19 protein-coding genes are annotated in these 19,189 nt (G+C 44.0%); 3 read left to right on the top strand and 16 right to left on the bottom strand.

All coding sequences use genetic code 11. The features are described from left to right. Window positions 1-17: 17 nt before the first annotated feature. The 6 genes from JV16_RS07130 to JV16_RS07105 all read right to left on the bottom strand — a co-directional run bounded on the left by JV16_RS07130 (window position 18) and on the right by JV16_RS07105 (window position 7,299). Window positions 18-641: a TetR/AcrR family transcriptional regulator gene (locus JV16_RS07130; RefSeq protein WP_009360987.1), complete on the bottom strand. Its 624-nt coding sequence runs from the start codon at window positions 639-641 to the stop codon at window positions 18-20. 10 nt (window positions 642-651) lie between these two features. Then, a complete protein-coding gene (locus JV16_RS07125; protein WP_009360988.1) occupies window positions 652-1,791 on the bottom strand; it encodes an acyl-CoA dehydrogenase in 1,140 nt (379 codons plus the stop codon). After that, window positions 1,788-2,939, bottom strand: coding sequence for an acyl-CoA dehydrogenase (locus tag JV16_RS07120; protein WP_042534951.1), 1,152 nt, complete (start codon window positions 2,937-2,939; stop codon window positions 1,788-1,790). Before JV16_RS07120 ends, JV16_RS07125 begins: the two co-directional genes overlap by 4 nt. A gap of 13 nt (window positions 2,940-2,952) precedes the next feature. Then, on the bottom strand, window positions 2,953-3,798 hold the full coding sequence (locus JV16_RS07115; RefSeq protein WP_420864984.1) for a 3-hydroxybutyryl-CoA dehydrogenase: 846 nt from the start codon (window positions 3,796-3,798) through the stop codon (window positions 2,953-2,955). Window positions 3,799-3,812: 14 nt separating this feature from the next. After that, window positions 3,813-4,994, bottom strand: coding sequence for an acetyl-CoA C-acetyltransferase (locus JV16_RS07110; protein ID WP_021094340.1), 1,182 nt, complete (start codon window positions 4,992-4,994; stop codon window positions 3,813-3,815). A gap of 166 nt (window positions 4,995-5,160) precedes the next feature. Next, window positions 5,161-7,299, bottom strand: coding sequence for a (Fe-S)-binding protein (locus JV16_RS07105; RefSeq protein ID WP_042534986.1), 2,139 nt, complete (start codon window positions 7,297-7,299; stop codon window positions 5,161-5,163). Window positions 7,300-7,386: 87 nt separating this feature from the next. On the opposite strand from JV16_RS07105, the gene cls reads away from it, so the two are divergent. Then, on the top strand, window positions 7,387-8,565 hold the full coding sequence (gene cls, locus JV16_RS07100; RefSeq protein WP_042534947.1) for a cardiolipin synthase: 1,179 nt from the start codon (window positions 7,387-7,389) through the stop codon (window positions 8,563-8,565). Window positions 8,566-8,597: 32 nt separating this feature from the next. Here the strand turns inward: cls and argS are convergent, their stop codons facing one another. The 5 genes from argS to speE form a co-directional block, all read right to left on the bottom strand. Continuing rightward, window positions 8,598-10,268, bottom strand: a complete 1,671-nt coding sequence (argS, locus tag JV16_RS07095; protein ID WP_021094343.1) for an arginine--tRNA ligase — start codon at window positions 10,266-10,268, stop codon at window positions 8,598-8,600. Continuing rightward, window positions 10,265-10,702, bottom strand: coding sequence for a YwiB family protein (locus tag JV16_RS07090; protein ID WP_035063030.1), 438 nt, complete (start codon window positions 10,700-10,702; stop codon window positions 10,265-10,267). Before JV16_RS07090 ends, argS begins: the two co-directional genes overlap by 4 nt. An 89-nt stretch (window positions 10,703-10,791) precedes the next feature. Beyond that, entirely contained in the window at window positions 10,792-11,160 is a 369-nt protein-coding gene (locus tag JV16_RS07085) for a hypothetical protein (RefSeq protein ID WP_009360996.1), read from the bottom strand. A gap of 112 nt (window positions 11,161-11,272) precedes the next feature. After that, entirely contained in the window at window positions 11,273-12,145 is an 873-nt protein-coding gene (speB, locus tag JV16_RS07080; protein WP_004893113.1) for an agmatinase, read from the bottom strand. A 12-nt stretch (window positions 12,146-12,157) separates the two neighbouring features. After that, window positions 12,158-12,985 (bottom strand): polyamine aminopropyltransferase, encoded by an 828-nt coding sequence (gene speE / locus JV16_RS07075; protein WP_009360997.1) that lies wholly within the window; start codon window positions 12,983-12,985, stop codon window positions 12,158-12,160. 176 nt (window positions 12,986-13,161) lie between these two features. Between speE and JV16_RS07070 the strand changes: the two genes are divergently transcribed. Next, window positions 13,162-15,213, top strand: a complete 2,052-nt coding sequence (locus JV16_RS07070; protein WP_042534945.1) for a transglycosylase domain-containing protein — start codon at window positions 13,162-13,164, stop codon at window positions 15,211-15,213. A gap of 138 nt (window positions 15,214-15,351) precedes the next feature. Here JV16_RS07070 and JV16_RS07065 read toward each other — a convergent pair whose 3' ends face one another. Further along, window positions 15,352-15,858: a YwhD family protein gene (locus tag JV16_RS07065; protein ID WP_042534943.1), complete on the bottom strand. Its 507-nt coding sequence runs from the start codon at window positions 15,856-15,858 to the stop codon at window positions 15,352-15,354. 17 nt (window positions 15,859-15,875) lie between these two features. Continuing rightward, window positions 15,876-16,544 carry a site-2 protease family protein gene (locus JV16_RS07060; RefSeq protein WP_021094348.1) on the bottom strand — a complete coding sequence of 223 codons (669 nt, stop codon included), beginning with the start codon at window positions 16,542-16,544 and terminating at the stop codon, window positions 15,876-15,878. Between the two features lie 131 nt (window positions 16,545-16,675). On the opposite strand from JV16_RS07060, the gene JV16_RS07055 reads away from it, so the two are divergent. After that, window positions 16,676-16,864, top strand: a complete 189-nt coding sequence (locus tag JV16_RS07055; RefSeq protein ID WP_003397075.1) for a 2-hydroxymuconate tautomerase — start codon at window positions 16,676-16,678, stop codon at window positions 16,862-16,864. Window positions 16,865-16,874: 10 nt separating this feature from the next. Here the strand turns inward: JV16_RS07055 and JV16_RS07050 are convergent, their stop codons facing one another. The 3 genes from JV16_RS07050 to JV16_RS07040 form a co-directional block, all read right to left on the bottom strand. After that, a complete protein-coding gene (locus JV16_RS07050) occupies window positions 16,875-17,387 on the bottom strand; it encodes a YwgA family protein (protein WP_143255532.1) in 513 nt (170 codons plus the stop codon). A gap of 12 nt (window positions 17,388-17,399) precedes the next feature. Beyond that, window positions 17,400-18,722 (bottom strand): HD domain-containing protein, encoded by a 1,323-nt coding sequence (locus JV16_RS07045; RefSeq protein WP_035063033.1) that lies wholly within the window; start codon window positions 18,720-18,722, stop codon window positions 17,400-17,402. Between the two features lie 124 nt (window positions 18,723-18,846). Continuing rightward, on the bottom strand, window positions 18,847-19,071 hold the full coding sequence (locus JV16_RS07040) for a YuzB family protein (RefSeq protein ID WP_003397078.1): 225 nt from the start codon (window positions 19,069-19,071) through the stop codon (window positions 18,847-18,849). Window positions 19,072-19,189: the final 118 nt, after the last annotated feature.

The raw sequence follows: 19,189 nt of genomic DNA, 5'->3' as shown, positions 1-19,189 counted from the left end.
TCTCCCATCCCCTTTCGCTACCGCTTCATAATGCCTTCAAGCAATAGCTTTGTTTGCCATTCAATATATTCATCGAGCGTATACATTTTTTTCAACGCCCACCGACGGAACCCCCACATTTGACCGAGAACGAAAATGTTATGTGCAAACAATTGAATTTCTTGTTCTGTAAGCGAAAATACCCCGTTATCGACACAGCGCCGTAAAATATGTTCAAACATCGCCACCATTTGCAATTCTTTATTTAACACGTACGGTAGCGATTCTTTGCCGAGCGACTTCGCTTCTTGATACATGACGAGCACTTCGTCTTGCAGCTCGTCAACAACGCGAAAATAGTAATCAATCGCTAATTTTAACCCGTCTAAATCCCCTTTTGTCGTATCGATGGCTTGCTCCATGCGATCGCGTACTTCATCGTAAATTCGGTCGCACACTAAATAAAGAACGTCTTCCTTTTTGCGAATGTATTCGTATAACGTTCCGATGCTAAAGCCAGAAGCGCGGGCAATTTCGCGCGTCGTCGTTTGATGAAACCCTTTTTGTTTAAATAACGAAATTGCCCCTTTAATCATTTGATTGCGCCTTTTTTTCACAAGCCGTTCGTCTTTCACAGACGCGGGCACTTCACGCTTCTTCATTACATCACTCCTATTTCGTTAACATTCTTGAAATAACAATGCGCTGAATTTCTTGCGTGCCTTCATAAATTTGCGTAATTTTTGCATCGCGCATAAAGCGTTCTACTGGATAGTCTTTCGTATAGCCGTAACCGCCGAAAATTTGTACCGCCTCAACGGTAACTTTCATCGCTGTATCCCCTGCAAACAATTTCGCCATCGCTGATTCTTTTCCGTACGGTAAGCCGTTTGATTCGAGCCATGCTGCTTGATATGTTAATAAACGTGCCGCTTCGATGGCCGTTGCCATATCCGCTAGTTTAAAAGCGATGCCTTGTTGTTCTGCGATTGGCTTGCCGAATTGAACGCGCCCTTTCGCATATTCAACCGCCGCATCTAGCGCCCCTTGCGCGATGCCAACCGCCTGCGCCGCAATGCCGTTTCGTCCGCCATCGAGCGTCATCATCGCAATTTTAAATCCTTCCCCTTCTTCGCCGAGTAAATTTTCTTTCGGAATGCGGCAATCTTCAAAAATAAGCTCTGTCGTTGGCGATGAACGAATGCCGAGCTTTTTCTCCTTTTTCCCGATCGAAAACCCAGGCGTTCCTTTTTCAACAATAAATGCGCTAATGCCACGATGCTTTTTCTCTGGGTCAGTGACCGCAAACACGACATAAATGTCCGCCTCTCCGCCGTTTGTAATCCATACTTTTGAGCCGTTTAGTACGTAATGGTCGCCATCGCGAACCGCACGCGTTTTCATCGCTGAAACGTCAGAACCTGCCCCTGGCTCAGACAAACCGTATGCGCCAAGCTTTTCACCTGTCGCTAACGCCCGTAAATACGTTTGTTTTTGTTGTTCTGTCCCAAATTTATAAATCGGCCAACTCGCTAACGAAATGTGAGCTGATAGCGTCACTCCTGTCGAGGCGCACACTTTGGAAAGCTCCTCGACAGCGATGACGTATGCTAAATAGTCGCTGCCGATGCCACCGTATTGTTCTGGCCACGGAATGCCCGTTAAACCGAGCTCCGCCATTTTGTTAAAAATGCTGCGATCAAATCGTTCTTCTTCATCGCGTTCCGCCGCTGTCGGTGCCACTTCATTTTTCGCAAAGTCGCGCACCATTTTTCGTATCATTTCATGTTCTTCACTTAGTTGAAAATTCATTTTCCCATCCCCTTTAACAAATGTTTACTAATCACAAGCCGTTGAATTTCGCTCGTTCCTTCGTAAATTTCACATACTTTCGCATCGCGGAATAACCGTTCAACCGGGTAATCTTCTGTGTAGCCGTTTCCGCCAAAAATTTGTACCGCTTCGATAGCGTTTTCCATCGCTGTTTTTGATGCAAACAGCTTCGCCATCGATGCTTCTTTTCCACACGGCATGCCGTTTGAACGCAAAAAGGCAGCATGATACACGAGCAGTTTTGCCGCTTCGACGTTCGTTGCCATATCTGCTAGTTTGAAAGCGATACCTTGTTGCTCGGCAATCGGCTTGCCGAACTGCATGCGTTCTTTCGCATAGCTCGTCGCATGTTCCAGTGCTGCTTCGGCAATGCCGAGCGATTGCGCCGCAATTCCAATGCGCCCGACATCTAAATTAGCCATCGCAATTGTAAATCCGTCCCCTTCTTGACCGAGCAAGTTTTCTGCTGGCACACACATATCTTCAAACGACAGTTGTACTGTGCGCGATCCGTGAAGCCCCATTTTTTTCTCGTCTTTTCCGATAACAAGCCCAGGCGTCTGTTTTTCAACAATAAATGCGCTAACTCCTTTGCTTCCCTTTTCTTCTAAATTTGTGCGGGCAAACACGATGTACGTATCAGCTTCTCCACCGTTTGTAATAAATACTTTTGAGCCGTTTAATACGTAATGGTTACCATCGCGAACAGCCGTCGTTTTTAAGCTTGCTGCGTCGGATCCTGATCCTGGCTCTGTTAAACAAAACGCCCCTAAATATTCTCCTCGCGCTAGCTTCGGCACATATTTTTGCTTTTGCTCTTCCGTTCCGAAATATAAAATCGGATTTGTGCCGACAGACGTATGGACAGATAAAATAACCCCAACCGTTGCACTCACTTTTGAAATTTCATGAATGGCGATAATGTATGACGTAAAATCCATTCCTGCCCCGCCATATTGTTCTGGGATGGTAATGCCCATAAGACCGAGCTCCGCCATTTTTTCAAGGATGGGGCGCGGAAACTCTCCCCGCTCCATGCGCTCAACAAACGGTGCGATTTCATTTGCGGCAAACTCGCGCACCATTTGACGCATCATTTGTTGTTCTTCTGTAAAATGTAAATTCATGATGCCAACCCCTTTATTCGTACGTGTAAAATCCTCGTCCCGTTTTTCGTCCGAGCCAGCCTGCTTTCACATATTTACGTAAAAGCGGACACGGACGGTATTTGTCATCCCCAAGTCCATCATGAAGCACTTCCATAATGTATAAACACGTATCTAATCCGATGAAATCGGCTAAGGTGAGCGGTCCCATCGGATGATTCATCCCGAGCTTCATCACTTCGTCAATCGCTTCTTTCGTCGCAACCCCTTCATATAAACAATAAATCGCCTCGTTAATCATCGGCATTAATACACGATTGGAAACAAATCCTGGAAAGTCGTTTACTTCAACCGGCACTTTTCCTAACGTTTTTGTCATTTGTTCAATCGCTTCATACACTTCATCAGCTGTTGCGAGACCGCGAATAATTTCCACGAGTTTCATGACCGGTACCGGATTCATAAAATGCATGCCAATCACTTTTTCTGGTCGTTTCGTTGCTGCGGCAATTTCTGTGATCGGTAATGAGGACGTATTTGTTGCTAAAATGGCATGCGGAGGTGTGATTTCATCTAGTTGTGCAAATAACGCTGTTTTCACGTCCATATTTTCAACGACCGCTTCGATCACGATATCAACATCGCTTCCATCGCGCACGTTTGTCGAGGGACGAATACGGCCCATCGTTTCATCGCGCTGTTGTTCGCTTAACGATCCTTTTTCAACAAATTTGTTTATGCTTTTTTTAATATTGTTAAGCCCCCACTGGACGCGCCCTTCGTTCACATCGTTTAAAATGACATCATATCCTGCCGTTGCGCACACTTGGGCAATACCTGAGCCCATTTGCCCAGCGCCAACAACCATCACTTTTTTCATCTTCCCATCCCCCATTAATGAACTTCGATCATGATTGCGTCGCCTTGACCGCCGCCGCTACAAATAGCTGCAATGCCCGTGCCGCCACCACGGCGTTTTAATTCATGAATTAACGTAATAATAATGCGCGCACCGCTTGCACCGATCGGATGCCCGAGCGCAATGGCGCCACCGTTGACGTTCACTTTTTCTTCTGGCAAATCAGCAATTTTCATGCTTGCTAAAGCGACCGCTGCAAACGCTTCGTTAATTTCGAATAAATCAATGTCATGTACGGTTTTTCCTGTTTTGCGCAACAATTCATTGATGACGATGCCTGGCGTTTTTGGGAAATCTTTTGCCTCGACCGCAATGGCCGTATGAGCAACGATCGTCGCAAGCGGAGTAAGTCCTTCTTTTTGCGCGCGCTCTTCGCTCATTAATACAAGCGCGCAAGCTCCGTCATTTACGCCCGGCGCATTTCCTGCCGTAATCGTGCCTGTTGGATCAAACACGGGCGCGAGTTTCGCTAATTTTTCAAGCGATGTATCTTTTCGTGGCGATTCATCAATCGCTACCGTGATCGGCTCTCCTTTTCGTTGCGGAATGGCAACAGGGACGATTTCTTCTGCTAGCTTTCCGCTTTCGATCGCCGCAATCGCTAATTGATGGCTGCGATACGCCCAACGGTCTTGCTCTTCGCGCGTAATACCTAATTCTTTCGCTGTTTCACTTCCATAAATGCCCATATGCACACCTGTGAAGCTACATGTTAATCCGTCATACACCATTAAATCTTTTACTGTCGAATCGCCCATGCGCAAACCCCAACGCGCTTTCGGCAACATATACGGCGCATTGCTCATCGATTCCATTCCACCCGCCACGATGACGTCCGCATCGCCCGCGCGAATCATTTGATCGCCAAGCGTAACGCTGCGCATACCAGAGGCACATACTTTATTAATCGTTTCTGTTTTCGTCTCCCACGGAATGCCTGCTTCTCTAGCTGCTTGCCGCGATGGAAGTTGCCCTTGTCCACCTTGCAATACGGTACCAAATACGACTTCATCGACATGTTCTGCATTCACATTTGCGCGCACTAACGCTTCTTTGATCGCAATGCCTCCAAGTTGTGCTGCGCTCAATGCACTTAAACTTCCTCCGAATTTCCCAAATGGCGTACGTACCCCGCTAACAATGACCGTTTTCCCCATGTTTCTCCCCCTTTTCGTCATAAGAAAGCCCTTTCAAAAATATTGAGCGAACGCTCGTTCAACAATGGACGGGCAAAGAAGGCGCACGAAAATCGTACACCTTCCTGTTGCTTTCATTATACTGAAAATATCTTAAAAATAAAACTATTTATTTTTTTTAGAATTTTTAATGAACAGGGCCAAATACAGCTTTTTCTAACAGCTCGGCCACATCATACGTGCCGACTTTTTCTTCTACTTCTTTTGCTTTCGTTCCATCCGATAACATCGTTAAACAGTACGGACAGCCAGAGCTGATGATTGTTGGATTCACTTCTAGCGCCTGTTCTGTGCGCGCCACGTTAATGCGCGTACCCGTCGTTTCTTCCATCCACATTAATCCGCCACCAGCACCGCAACACATGCCTGTCTCACGATGGCGCGCCATCTCAACGAGCTTCACGCCTGGAATCGCCTTCAAAATTTGACGTGGTGCATCGTATACGTCGTTATATCTACCTAAATAGCATGAATCGTGAAACGTCACGACTTCGTTGACTTCATATTTTGGAACGAGGCGACCTTCTTCGACAAGCTTTGCTAGTAATTCTGTATGGTGATATACTTCTGCTTCAAATCCGAAATCTGGATATTCATTTTTAAATGTGTTGTACGCATGTGGATCGATCGTCACAATTTTTTTCACGCCTGCTTTTTCAAATTCAGCAATGTTTGCGGTTGCTAGTTCTTGGAATAAAAATTCGTTTCCTAGACGACGCGGCGTATCGCCAGAGTTTTTCTCCTTGTTTCCTAAAATCGCAAATTTTACCCCCGCCTCATTTAATAGACGCGCAAAAGCTAACGCAATTTTTTGGCTTCGATTATCAAACGACCCCATCGAACCGACCCAGAATAAATATTCGAATTCTTCGCCTGCTTTTTGCATTTCTTTCACTGTCGGAATGCGTACATCTTCACGCAACTCGCGCCAGTTTTCTTTCTCTTTTCGGTTCAATCCCCACGGATTGCCTTGACGTTCGATATTTGTCATCGCCCGTTGTGCATCAGCATTTAATTTTCCTTCTGTTAATACGAGATAACGACGTAAGTCAATAATTTTATCAACATGTTCGTTCATGACCGGACATTGGTCTTCACAGTTGCGACACGTCGTACATGCCCAAATTTCTTCTTCTGTAATGACATCGCCAATTAAGTTCGGCATTTCGATCGTTGCGGCTTGTTCTTGCATCCCTTGCGCCATCAAAGCGAGCTGGTTTCCTTTTGTATTCGCAAACGCAAACGTCGGCACCCAAGGCGCCTTCGATGTAATGGCTGCGCCTTTTTCTGTTAAATGGTCGCGCAATTTTAAAATAAGATCCATTGGGGATAGCATTTTCCCTGTCCCTGTTGCTGGACACATGTTTGTACAGCGTCCACACTCTACACAGGCATATAAATCGATGAGTTGTGTTTGCTTAAAGTCTTCGATTTTCCCAACACCAAACGATTCTTGTGTTTCATCTTCAAAATTGATTTTCTCAAGCTTCGGTCTCGTTAATCGGCTAAAAAAGACGTTCACTGGTCCAGCGATTAAATGCGCATGTTTGGATTGCGGCACGTACACTAAAAACGTTAATAAAATAAGCAAATGCACCCACCAAGCGACAAAAAACAATACAGCAGCTCCTGTTTCTCCTACCCAACTAAACGCAAGTGCAATCGCAGAAGCGACAGGTTCGCTCCATGATGTTCCTTCGTTATGCCAAATGCGTCCCATACCGTTACCGAACAACACGGAAAGCATGAGTCCACCGATAAAAATAAGGACAAGCCCTGCTTTAAAATCGCGTTTTAAACGAACAAGCTTTTCGATGTAACGGCGATAAAACGCCCATAAAACAGCCACTAAAATAAGTAATGTTACAATTTCTTGAAAAAACGTAAACGCTGGATATAGCGGTCCGAGCGGCAAGTGCGCCCCTGGGACAAGCCCTTTAATGATGAAATCAATGGCACCAAACTGTACGAGAATAAAGCCGTAAAAGAACATGACGTGGATAATGCCGCTTTTTTTGTCTTTTAACAGCTTTTTTTGCCCAAAGACGTTCACCCATATGTTTTGCAAACGCTCTTTTACTTTTCCGTCAAACTCCACTTTTTTCCCTAGTTTAATATAGGCGATGCGTGTTTTGACGAGATACACGAATAAATGAACGGCGTACGCTGTCACAAGTAAAAAAGCGATCCAGTTCAACCAAAGCACAATACCCTTCCCCCTTTGTTGTAAAAATAAAATAAATTTTCTGAACAAACTTACTTTCATTATATAATGAATGAGCATTCAGTCAATATTTTTTCTTATTTTTTATTTTCTTTTTGGGGACACTACAACAACGAAAGGAGTGAGGGCATGCGCTGGCTCGTGATTGTCATCATTTTATTGTTTCTTCTTTTTCTTGATTACAATTGGGGCAACAAAGTTTCAAAAGCTGTGGCACGGAAAAAAATCGGCGTCGAGCGACAAAGCGATATGACGCTATTTACGACGGGGGAAACGCTGTTCGATGATTACTTTGCAGAGTTAGAACGAGCAAAACATCATATCCACATTTTATTTTATATCGTGCGCGATGATGAAATGGGACAACGCTTTTTTTCTTTACTTGAACAAAAAGTAAATGAAGGGGTAGAAGTGCGTGTGCTCGTCGATTGGGTCGGAAGTTTCGGGCTACCGTCTTCCCTCCGACAAAAAAGCGGGCAATTTGCCTTTGCGAACCGTCCGACATTGCTGTTTTTTTTCTATAAGCTAAACGAGCGAAATCATCGCAAAATTACGGTCATTGACGGAAAAATCGGCTATTTAGGCGGATTTAACATCGGAAAAGAATATATCGGTCAAGATCCAAAGTTTGGCCATTGGCGCGACTATCATTTAAAAATAACGGGGGAAGGGGTGGCTGATTTACAACGGCAGTTCGCGGAAGATTGGAAAGAAGCGACAGGACAAACGTTTGGAGATGATGAACGATATTTCCCACCTCTCCAAAAAGGAACGGTGAAACATCGATTTGTTCCGACAGATGGGGCGTATTTGGAAGAGGAGTTTATTCAACTCATCAAACACGCAAAACGAGAAATCATCATCGGTACTCCGTATTTTATCCCAAGTAAAAAAATCATGGACGCTCTTTTTGAAGCGATAAAACGCGGCGTTCAACTGACGATTATCGCACCGATCCAAGCGGATCATCCGTTTGTAAAAGAAGCTTCATTCCCTTATTTTCGTCAGCTTCTTCATGCAGGCGCTCATATTTATCAGTTTTATAACGGGTTTTACCACACAAAAGTGATCGTCATTGATGATGACATATGTGATATCGGCACCGCAAATTTCGATCGCCGCAGCTTGTTTATTAATTACGAAATGAATTGTTATATATATGACAAACCGTTTATTCAACATGTAAAACAAACGATCGCTCGCGATATCGACACATCTACATTGTTGACAGCGGAATATTTTCGTAAGCAATCATGGCTTCATCGCTTCAAAGAAGCCGTTGCAACGATGTTGTCTCCGTTATTATAAGAAGCCCTTCCCCGCCGAGAAGGGCTTTCGTATTACATTTTTTCTGGCGCATGTACTCCAACGAGCGCTAAAGCATTTTTTAACGTTACTTGCACCGCTTTCATGAGCGCTAGGCGGGCACGGCTTTTTTCAACGTTCGCTGCATCAAGTACTTTTTCCGCATTGTAAAAACTATGAAGTGCCGATGCGAGATCAAAAATGTAGTTCGTCATGCGATGCGGTGAACGTTTCACAGCTGCCTCTGCCACAGCGGAAGGAAACTCCCCTAGCTGTTTCAATAAGTCAATTTCTTTTTCTGCTAATTCGTATGTGAAAGATAGTTCACCATTATAAGATAGTCCTTGTTCTTCCCCTTGACGAAGCATGCTGCATACGCGTGCATGGGCATATTGCGCATAATATACAGGGTTTTCGTTCGATTGCGACACCGCTAGGTCCATGTCGAAATCTAAATGCGTATCCGATGAGCGCATCGCGAAGAAATAGCGTGTTGCGTCTAATCCGACTTCTTCCATTAAGTCGCGCAACGTCACCGCCTTTCCTGTTCGCTTGCTCATGCGCACTTTTTCGCCGTTTTGATATAAGCTAACGAGCTGAATAATTTCAACTTCTAATACATCCGGATCGTATCCGAGCGCAGCGATCGCCGCCTTCATGCGCGGAATGTAACCGTGATGATCCGCTCCCCAAATATTAATAATTTTTTCAAAGCCGCGCTCAAGCTTATCTTGATGGTATGCGATATCTGGTAATAAATATGTGTACGTTCCATCTTGCTTAATGAGCACGCGGTCTTTGTCGTCGCCGAATGTCGTCGAGCGGAACCATGTCGCGCCATCTTGTTCGTAAATATGACCTTTTTCACGTAACGTTTCAAGCGCTTTATCGATTTTTCCGTTATGATAAAGCGACGTCTCCGAATACCAAACGTCAAATGTGACGCGGAAGTCCGCTAAATCTTTTTTAATTTTATCCATTTCAAACGCTAATCCGTATTCCCGGAACTGTTGAAGCCGTTCTTGTTCATCGAGCGCGACAAATTTGTCGCCATGTTCTTCCGCTAGCTTTTTCCCTAATTCAATAATATCTTCACCGAAATATCCATCTTCCGGCATGTCTTTCTCGATTCCGAGCGCTTGAAAATAGCGTGCTTCTACCGATTTCGCTAAGTTGGCAATTTGATTGCCGGCATCGTTAATGTAATATTCACGCGTGACATCAAAGCCTGCTTTTTTCAAAATGTTGCATAATGAATCGCCAACCGCTGCTCCACGGGCATGTCCTAAATGTAAACTACCTGTCGGGTTTGCTGAAACAAACTCGACTTGCACTTTTTGACCTTGACCGACATTTGTTTCACCGTATGCGTCCCCTGCTTGTAAAATCGCAGGAACGAGCTCTGTTAAATAACGATTGTCCATGTAAAAATTAATAAATCCTGGTCCAGCAATATCTACTTTTTTAACGAATACCGCTTCACCGTTAAAATGACGAACGATGTCTTCCGCAATCATACGTGGCGCCTTTTTCGCCACGCGCGCTAATTGCATCGCGACATTTGTTGAATAGTCGCCGTGCGCTTTATCTTTCGGCGTCTCTAAAATGACGTTTGGAACGTCCGCTTCTGTCGCGACCCCTGAACGAATAACCGCTTCTTTTATTTCTTCTTTTAACTTTTTTTTCATTTGTTCAACAATATTCATTTCTTTGCCTCCTTAAACGAAATCGTCACCGCATGACGACCAACATGTTTCCCTGATAAGTGAAGTATGTAAGAAAAAAACAACTGCCCTTTTTTCGTTTTCTCGTTATACTGATACAATACTTGTTCTGTTTTTGTTTTTATTTCCCAGCGCGCCACTGGACTTTCGTACGTGCCGATCGTTTCCGACTGTTTACGAAACGTATGGCGCATCGAAATGACCCCAGAGCGAAGCACGACAACTTCATCATTGGCGATTTTTACGACGTTTTTAATCGTTTCTCCTTCATGCGTCTCTTCAAACGTCACATACGTCGCATCTCCTTTTAAGTAGTATAAACCATTTGCCTCGATGACAACAATTTCTTTTCGCGCGCCATCACGAATTTCCGTCACTTGCTTTAGTTGTATCGGTATTCCGTTCACCTTCCCCACACCCTCGCTGTTGTTGTGCTGTAGTTAAGTATAGAAAAAGAGGGGAATACATGCAATAGGCGGCCTCTTTTTAGAGACCGCCTAACATATTATGCCTGCTTTAAGTTTTTTACTACATTCCATGCAAACGTTAGCACTGCCAACGTCACAAGAGTGCCTCCGAGCGCTGTAAGCGGAATGAACGCTTCGTTTCCAGAAACGACAAACGCTAAGCCGATCATCATCGCCGGTAAGCCGATGTTATGAAGCCAAAAGTGCGCTTTCGCTGTTTTTGTTTCCGCAATATGAGGGAATAAATGATATAAAATACCAGCAAGCGTTAACGCTGTCCAACCGAGCAAATTAATATGAACGTGAACAGGCGTAAATGTAAACACGTGTGTCATTGACATATAAAGCCCTAAACAGACACCGATTGCGAAATAAACAGCAGAAATTTTAATTAATCGAATGCCCATTTTTCTCACCTCCTTTCAAACATTTTCACTATGTAAATGTTACTTTCAATGTATGACGTTGGCAATACTTTTATGAAAAAAATCCCTGTCGCGCAGACAGAGATTTTCGTCTTTATTTCACCCAACCGAGAAGCATTTCGCGTACGAGTTTGCTTGCTGTGTTGGCTGTTTGTTCAGAATGGTCATATACCGGCGCCACTTCGACTAAATCTGCCCCGACAACGCGCACGTCGGAACGAGCGATCGCGTGAATCGCAGCTAATAGTTCTTTTGACGTAATGCCGCCAGCATCAACTGTTCCTGTTCCCGGCGCATGCGCTGGATCCAATACGTCAATATCGATCGTGACATATACCGGACGACCTGCAAGCGTCGGAAGCACTTCTTTTAACGGTTCAAGCACGTCAAATTTCGCAATGTACATCCCGTTTTGTTTCGCCCACTCAAATTCTTCTTTCATTCCTGAACGAATGCCGAAAGAATATACGTTTTTCGGTCCAATGAGTTCCGCAATTTTACGAATTGGCGTAGAATGCGACAACGGTTCACCTTCATAATGCTCGCGCAAATCCGTATGCGCATCCATATGAATAATTGCTAAATCAGGATACTTTTTATATACCGCCTTCATCACCGGCCACGACACTAAATGCTCGCCGCCAAGACCGAGCGGAAATTTCCCGGCTTCCAATATGCGATCGACAAACTGTTCAATCATATCTAAACTGCGTTGCGCATTACCGAACGGTAAAGGAATGTCACCCGCATCAAAATATTTCACTTCATCGAGCTCACGGTCTAAATATGGGCTGTATTCCTCAAGCCCGATCGACACTTCGCGAATACGCGCTGGGCCGAAGCGAGAGCCTGGGCGGTAGCTAACTGTCCAATCCATTGGCATCCCATAAATAACCGCTTGGCTTTCTTCAAAATTTGGATGGCTTTTTATAAATACGTTGCCAGAATACGCTTCATCAAATCGCATCGTTTTCTCCCCTTACTTCACTAAGTCTTCAACAAATTTCGGCAATACGAAGCACGCTTTATGAAGCTGTTTTGTATAGTATTTCGTTTCGATGTCGTGGAAGCGCTCTTCGCTCACTTCAAGCGGATCATATTTTTTCGAACCGAGTGTAAACGTCCACATGCCGCTCGGATACGTTGGAATGTTTGCGATATATAGACGTGTAATCGGGAAAATTTCGCGCACATCGCGTTGAACAGTGCGAATTAAATCCGCTTTAAACCACGGATTGTCTGTTTGCGCGACAAAAATGCCGTCTTCTTTTAACGCTTTCGCAATGCCTGCATAAAACCCTTTTGTAAATAGATTAACCGCTGGACCGACTGGCTCTGTCGAGTCAACCATGATGACGTCGTATTCGTTTTCGCTTTGCGCAATGTGCATAAAACCGTCGTCCACTTTCACTTCAACACGTGGATCGTCTAATTGCCCAGCGATTTCTGGCAAATACTTTTTCGAATACTCGATAACTTTTCCGTCAATTTCAACAAGCGTCGCTTTTTTCACGCTCGGATGCTTTAACACTTCGCGAATGACGCCGCCGTCTCCACCGCCAACAACAAGAACGTTTTCTGGATTCGGATGCGTAAATAGCGGAACGTGCGCAACCATTTCATGATAGACGAACTCATCTTTTTGCGTTGTCATCACCATTCCGTCTAAAATAAGCATGTTCCCGAATTCTTCTGTTTCGACCATATCGAGCTTTTGGAATTCCGTTTGCTCTGTATGTAAAGTGCGTTTAATTCGTGCTGTAATCCCAAAGTTGTCCGTCTGTTTTTCAGTAAACCAAAGTTCCATATTGAACACCCTTTCGTCAATAATGCACCGCTTATCATGCCCAAAAAATAAAATGCTAAACATGAAAAAGTATAGAGCAATCTAGCAAAATTTCAAGTAAAAATTGCTAGAAAACGTTTAAAAAAATAAAAATGTTTTCATACTAATTTTAAACGTAAAAAAATGAGGTGATGGCTATGGAGATGATTGCCATCGAACGATGGAAACGAACGTTTAAATATATGCGGCTATTTCTTTGGCTCGCTGTTATTAGCAGCTTATTATGCACGTTTACGATCGCAGGGCTCATTATATTTGCCAAATGGCAAGGCCCTCCCCCTTTAGCCGTTCCGCAATCAACGATTTTTTATGCGGAAGACGGCACAAAAATTGGCGAAAACCATTACGGCGGAAAAAGATATTGGATTAAATTATCCGACATGTCGCAACATGCCATTGATGCAACGATTGCGATAGAAGACCGAAAATTTTTTGAGCATTACGGTTTCGACTTTAAGCGAATTGCCGGAGCGATCGTTGCGAATATGAAAGCGATGGGGAAAGTGCAAGGGGCAAGCACAATTACGCAACAATATGCACGCAATTTATTTTTAAGCTACGAAAAAACGTGGTGGCGCAAAATACGAGAGGCGCTATATACGATTCGACTAGAAGCAAACTACGAGAAAAATGACATTTTGGAAGGATATTTAAACACGATTTACTACGGACATGGTGTGTACGGAATTGAGGCAGCCGCAAATTTTTATTTCGGAAAATCCGCCCGTGAATTGACGGTGGCGGAAGCGGCGATGCTTGCCGGCATTCCGAAAGGACCGAGCTACTATTCTCCGCTTGTCGATATGGAGCGCGCAAAAAAGCGCCAACGCATCGTTTTGCAAGCGATGGTTGAGGCAAATGTTTTGTCAAAAGAAGAAGCAAAACAAGCTGCGAACGAGCCGCTTCATTTCTCAAACGGCAAGCAAATGAAAACAAAAACGATTGCCCCATATTTTCAAGATGCAGTCAAATATATGTTGAAAACGGTGCTTGGGCTCGATGAAGAAACGATTGAAATGGGCGGATTGCGCGTATACACAACGCTCGATGTCAACATGCAAGCAATCGCAGAGGAAAAAATAAAAGAAACGATTCATTCGCAATCAAACATTCAAGTAGCCCTTGTCGCGATGGAGCCAAAAACAGGCGAAGTAAAGGCGCTCGTCGGAGGGCGAGACTATGAAAAAAGTCCATTTAATCGCGCGACACAAGCAGAACGCCAACCCGGCTCAACGTTTAAGCCGTTTTTATATTATGTCGCCCTCCAACACGGATTTACACCATCGACGCTATTGCGCAGCGAGGCCACGACGTTTACGCTAGAGGACGGCTCGACGTATACACCGCGCAACTTTAACAACTACTACGCGAACGATACGATTACGCTTGCCCAAGCCATTGCCCTTTCAGATAACGTATACGCTGTAAAAACACATTTGTTGCTCGGACAAGAACAGCTTGTTGCCATCGCGAAACAACTCGGCATTACAAGCAAACTAAAGCAAGTGCCGTCGCTTGCCCTCGGCACATCGCCCGTTAAAGTCATTGATATGGCGCGCGCCTACAGCACGATCGCCAACGGCGGAAAAAAAGTCGAGCCGATATTTATAAAAAAAGTGACAAACTACGAAGGAAAAGTGCTATACGAACAACGGCGAAGCGATGAACAAATACTCGACCCAGCGCTTGCGTTTGTGACGACGCACTTAATGACGGGCATGTTTGACCCAACGTTAAACGACTATGCTTCTGTGACAGGGCAATCGATCATTTCCCGCATGACTCGCCCGTATGCTGGCAAATCAGGGACGACGAAAACAGACAGTTGGATGATCGGTTATACGCCGCAACTCGTTACAGCCGTTTGGACGGGATATGACCGCGATGAAACGATTGATCGCACAGATGAAAAACAATACGCGAAGCATATTTGGGTCAATTTTATGGAAGATAGTTTACGCGCAAGAAAGGTCGCGACATTCGAACCGCCAGAAGGAGTCGTTGGCGTATATGTCGATCCTCATAGCGGCAAACTTGCGACAACCGCTTGTCCGACAAAGCGATTGACATATTACGTCGTCGGCACCGAACCGACCGACTACTGCAAAGACCACCCAGCTGAAAAGAAAAAGAAGAAAAAACAAAAAGAAAAAGATTCGTGGTTTAAACGGCTGTTCGATTGGTTTTAAACATAAACGCCCAAGCTCATATGCTTGGGCGTTTATGTGTCCTAGTTTTATCATGTGTTACATTTGTACCTTTAGTTTACTCCTTTTCCCACTCAACGACAAGTATAGACCTGTTTTCGTTCACAAAACCGTCACATTTTATCCATGATTTTGAAGTTGTCGTTTTAACTCCTCGCTCGAACGGTCCCACATGTCTCGGTTATACTGCTGTAAAAATGAAGCTAATACTTCTTTTGACCGCTCGTCCATATGGTCAACAATAATATGGCGCTTTAACGATTTGTCCATGCGATTGACGTGCTCAGGAAGCGATTTATACCCGCGGCGCGCTTCGCGATCAACCGTCATTTCGCACGCTGTTACCCCCGCATAATACGCCCCTTCTTCCGCCTGATCGACCGTCACCCATACGAGCCAATACGGCTTGCCGTTTGGTACTTCATCGCGGTTTGGCGTAAATTTAATTCCTTTTTCAACGGAGCTGCGCGCATGCATCGCTCCCATATCAATAAACGCCTCGCCAGCTTCGACATCAATAATGACTGGCGAAACGTTCGCGAGACTGAGTACTCCTGTACCGAACGTTCCGTGCACTTTCGGCTCTTTTTTAATAATATTAAACATCGGCTTTTTTTTCTCTTCCACGATCGTTCATCCTTTCATTATAAAATAAGCGTTGAAAATATACTTTGTAACCATTGAGCAACGGATGGAATGGCGATTTGAAAAATCGGCTGAATTGTATATCGATCTAACGGCGTAAAAATAAGAATTAAAAAGATGAGCGCCCCGTAATTTTCAAATTGCGTCATTTTCGCGCGCACATGCATCGGCGCCAAGTCTTCGACGATGCGATATCCATCAAGCGGTGGAAACGGCAATAAGTTAAAAACGAACAATAAAATATTCAGTCCGATATAAATTTCAAAAAACTGATACAATCCGTCACGAAACCATATCGGAATAAAATCAAATACACCGATGCGAATCATCGCATACCATAAAGCGAAACCGATAGCCGCAAGCAACAAATTGCTGAGCGGACCGGCGACAGAAACGAGAATGCCGGCTAAACGCGGGTGACGAAAATAACCGCGATTCACGGGTACCGGACGCGCCCAACCAAATCCGGCAATGAAAATAAGCAACGTTCCTAATATGTCTAAATGAGCAAGCGGCGACAACGTTAGCCTCCCTTGTTGTTTCGCTGTCGGGTCACCAAATTTATACGCTACGTATGCATGCGCAAACTCATGGACAGAAAACGCAATCGCAAGCGCCAACACGACATACGGTATTTCTCGAATTGGATATGCTAAAAATTGGTCCACGTTCCTTCTCCTTTTCAAACTTTTTTCATTTTTTGATTATTATACACGAAAAACGGGCGGAAGCACTACTGACAACGGTCGATGCGTGATATAATAACAGTTGTCGAATAAAGGAGAAAGGGGCGATCGCGATGCCATATGTAACAGTAAAAATGCTTGAAGGTCGCACAGAAGAACAAAAACGAGCACTCGTGGAAAAAGTAACAGAAGCTGTTGCGGAAACAACAGGTGCACCAAAAGAAAAAATCGTCGTTTTTATTGAAGAAATGTCTAAAAATCATTATGCCATTGGCGGAAAGCGATTAAGCGACGAAAGCTGACAGCGGGCTGTCAGCTTTTTATGTACGCTTGTTCGCGTAACTGCTCGATATAACGATACGCTTCTTCTATTTCTTCTTCCGTATATCGTTGTTTACTTTTTAATGTAAATACTTTTTCTTTCACTTCATCTTTACTTAAATCTTCAAAGTATAGAATCGTAGAAACGAGCTCTAAAAATCTCGCGCTTTGTTCATTTAAACTGCGCAAACAAACATCTAAATCAGGCATGTCCAAATTGTAATGCGTTAAAAATTGCTCCCCTGCTTCCGTCAACGCATAACGATATTGATAATACCCACCTTTTTTCTCTCTCATTTCTTGCACAAAGCCGACGTTACATAGCTCTTCTATGCGCAAAGTCAACTCTTCCGAATACGGACCGTAAAAATGAAAATCAAATTTTTCGTAAAAAGGAAAGTTCATTTTTTTCGCAATGTAAATCATTTTTTGTAGCTTCTTTCGTCCAACAATTTCCCCGACTGCCGCTAACGCTTTCAACATTTTCGCATGCTCGAAAAGCAACGTCCCCATCTCCTATTCATATAAAAGTTGTTTTATTTTTTTCTTCACGTTTCGTTTTGTCGATAAGTCGTCAAGAAAATCTTGTGGAAAATATAGTTTATGATCGGTGCGACGTTTGCCTGAAATCGCATCAACGATCGTCGATTCCCGCGACAATTCGCGCAACTCCCCGCTCGGCATTAACAAATAAATCGGAAGCCTTTCCTCCTCTTCCCCCGGACGATAAAAGTCGTACGGAAGATCCGATGAGGAGTCAACGACTAAATAATAATCCGGATCAATGCCCGCTTTTTTAAACAACGTCGTCAGTTCCATCAACTTTTTCATTTCTTCATTCGTCGGTTGAAATTCGACGTATTTAAATAAATTGCGATTCATAAAACGGCGGCATAAATCGCTTAAAATCGCATCTCGTTCCTCTTGCCATTGTTGAAAATAAAATAATGTCACCGCCTCATCTAACTTTAAGTAGTCTTCTAGTTGCGCGTGTCCATGAAAAAGAGATTGGAAGTGAACAGGAGGTGTTTGAAATGTATAGCCTGTCAAATACAAATGTTTCGCACGATGCAAAATTTTCGTCAAAATGACTTCTGCACTGCGCGTCACAGGATGGAAATACACTTGCCAATACATTTGGTATCGGCTCATAATGTAGTCTTCTACTGCGTGCATGCCGCTTCGTTTAATGACGACTTGCTCCTCGCGTGGACGCATCACACGCAAAATGCGTTCCATATCAAAATGCCCGTAGCTGACGCCTGTATAATATGCATCGCGCAATAAATAGTCCATGCGATCCGCGTCGATTTGACTTGAAATGAGACTAACGACGAGCTTATTTTCATACGTCTTCGCAATGACTTCCGCAACCTTTTTCGGAAAGTCTAACGATACACGACGAAGCACCGCGTTTACTTCTGTATCGCCTAAAATAATCGCGCGCGTAAATTGTTCATGGTCAAGATGAAACACTTTTTCAAACGAATGGGAAAAAGGTCCATGTCCTAAATCATGCAAAAGCGCAGCACATAAACAAAGCAGCCGCTCGTTTTCATCCCAATCCGCACGACCAGCGAACACATCGTCAACGATGCGGCGCACGATCTCATATACGCCAAGCGAATGGTTAAAACGACTATGTTCTGCACCGTGAAACGTCAAATACGTCGTACCGAGCTGTTTAATGCGACGCAACCGTTGAAATTCTTTTGTACCAATTAAATCCCAAATGACTTTATCACGCACATGCACATACCGGTGCACCGGATCTTTGAACACTTTCTCTTCGCTCAATTTTTCGTTGGGATACAATCGTTCTCCCTCTCTTCCGTTCATAACATAGCTTTATTATAGAGCGTTCTTTTAAAAAAACAAAGACTTCCTTCAATGACATGCACTAAAATCAAACAAAAAAGGCATTCCTTTCTCATAGAATGCCCCTTGATCGGTGACAGCCACCTTATTTTTTCAACTTCGCAGCAATTTTTTCGATTAACTCGTCTTCCGTCATCGCTGATACGGGTCGATTGTTGACGAACGCAAACACTTTTTTTCGACCTGGACCGCAATACGATTGGCAGCCAATTTCGATTGTTGCGTTCGGATCTAATTTTTTTAACCTTGGCAACAACGTTTTTAAATTCGTTGCTTGACAGTCGTCACAGACGCGAAATTCATTTTGCATACCGTCCTCACTCCTTTTCGCTAACGAGTATTCTAACGCGTATACGCGAACAATGCAAGCTGCATCTATTTCCTTTGAAAAATAGTATATATTTCTCGTTTTTTGGTGATTATGAAAG

The sequence above is a fragment of the Anoxybacillus ayderensis genome, from assembly GCF_000833605.1.
GTDB lineage: Bacteria > Bacillota > Bacilli > Bacillales > Anoxybacillaceae > Anoxybacillus > Anoxybacillus ayderensis.
This window is presented reverse-complemented; position numbering and strand designations above follow the sequence as displayed.